This window comes from Methanotorris formicicus Mc-S-70, from assembly GCF_000243455.1.
Lineage (GTDB): Archaea > AGJL01 > Methanococci > Methanococcales > Methanococcaceae > Methanotorris > Methanotorris formicicus.
The window spans coordinates 1-1,654 of the sequence record NZ_AGJL01000105.1 but is presented as its reverse complement, the minus strand read 5'-3'; the positions used below and the strand labels follow the sequence as shown (position 1 = coordinate 1,654).

General features: G+C 31.5%; 2 protein-coding genes and 1 pseudogene. 1 reads left to right on the top strand and 2 read right to left on the bottom strand.

Features of this window, described 5'->3' with window-relative positions:
* Positions 1 to 644, top strand: a pseudogene (locus METFODRAFT_RS12005) (transposase); the annotation flags it as partial.
* Here METFODRAFT_RS12005 and METFODRAFT_RS09550 read toward each other — a convergent pair.
* Complete coding sequence (locus METFODRAFT_RS09550; protein WP_007045423.1) at positions 636 to 827, bottom strand: hypothetical protein; 192 nt, start codon at positions 825 to 827, stop codon at positions 636 to 638. The pseudogene METFODRAFT_RS12005 and the gene METFODRAFT_RS09550 sit on opposite strands and share 9 nt — an antisense overlap.
* A complete protein-coding gene (locus tag METFODRAFT_RS09545) occupies positions 809 to 1,567 on the bottom strand; it encodes a hypothetical protein (RefSeq protein WP_007045422.1) in 759 nt (252 codons plus the stop codon). Before METFODRAFT_RS09545 ends, METFODRAFT_RS09550 begins: the two co-directional genes overlap by 19 nt.
* Positions 1,568 to 1,654 lie beyond the last annotated feature (87 nt).

Genomic DNA, 1,654 nt, shown 5'->3' with positions numbered 1-1,654 from the left:
ATTCCAATCGATTTTAGAGTTTATGATAGACCAAGGGATGGAAAGACGAAGAATGATTTATGCAGGGAAATAATACTCTCTTTAGTTGAAAGGGGATTTAATATTCGATATATCTGCTTCGATAGTTGGTATTCGAGCAAAGAAACTTAAACTTATCGATAAGTTAGGTTTATTTTACCTCTGCAGAATTAAAGGAACAGGAAGATAAACCTCTCCAAAAACGGTGAGTGGATTTCGATTAAAGAACTTGGAGAAATTCCTGAAAGTGGATTAATCGTTTATCTAAGGAAAGTAGGATATGTCAAACTCTTCTGCCTTTCCAAAACGGAAAGGCAGTATATTATATAACGAATAACCTATTTATGAGTTTCGGAGAATTTCAAGAGGTCAAAAACGCCTCTTGGAGAATCGAAGAGTTCCACAGAGGAGTTAAACAGTGCTGCAATATTGGAAATTTCTTCGTTAGAAAAAGATTTCCAGTATTAGGACATATTTCGTTAGCTATGAGGGCTTTCTTTATTTTAGAGAAAATTAGAATCGATAAAAAGATTACTTGGTATGAGTTTAGAAGAGAACTAAATCGAATAGCCGTTGGGAATGCCATAATCTCTTTATGTAAAGAAACTGGTTTATTGTTAATCTAAGTATTTAAATGTATTTGCGAAAGTCCTATCTGTTTTTTTAACAGTATATCCATCATCTCCCCAAACAGTTATTTTTAACCATGTCTTATCATCATAATTAACTTGGGTTTTTGTGCTGAATAATAAGAAGATAGAAATTAAAATTACAGCAGAAATTCCTATTATCAATACTTTCTTTCCCATATCTTATCCCCCAACATTAGAGTTATTAGTATTAATGTTATAGCCACTACTGGCAGTGGAATCGGTGTTTTTACTGGTTTATTACCAAATCCAAGTTTTTTAAGATCTTCTCTAATTTCATCCTCTGATTTAGCATAAGGAGAAGCTATAAATCCATAGTCAATTCTTGGCATATGTCTTTTATGGTATGTAGGATTGAAGTTTATTGAAGATGTAGCATTTGCCAATGTAAAGTTTTCAGGGATTGTTATACTCCCACCAGTGACATTATATTCCCAATCTAACCATTCAAACCCATTCTTCCAAGACTTAGCCAATCTTGCTATTCCATTATATGGTTTTCCATTAACATAAAATTTAATATTTGTTCCATTTTTAACTATTGTAAAATAATATTCTTTCCCTTTTTCCATTTCAAGGTCTGGGAATTTAATCATATAGCATGTTTTATTTGTAGCACCTAATTTTATTTCAAACTGATGGTTATTCTTACTATTATACCAATAACCTACTTCAAATCTCTTGCCATATTCAGTTTCATCCCAACTGGCATCCTGAACCCAGTGAAATACCCAACTATTTGTATAATCTAAATCATCTGAACTCACATTAGGCACATACTTGTAAGTTATAGTAAAGTCCTGTGAAGTATCAAAACTTTCATTGTATTCTACATAACCTGCATAAACTAAACCTAAAACAAACAATATCCCTAAAAATAACAAACCCCTAAATTTCATAAAAATCCCCTTAAAAATCATTTATAGGACTTTCGCAAATACATTTAAATACTTAGATTAACAATAAACCAGTTTCTTTACATAAAG

Bases quoted from the DNA above. Each gene is read 5' to 3' on its own strand.
- METFODRAFT_RS09545 (WP_007045422.1), bottom strand. From the start codon at position 1,567: ATGAAATTTAGGGGTTTGTTATTTTTAGGGATATTGTTTGTTTTAGGT.
- METFODRAFT_RS09550 (WP_007045423.1), bottom strand. From the start codon at position 827: ATGGGAAAGAAAGTATTGATAATAGGAATTTCTGCTGTAATTTTAATT.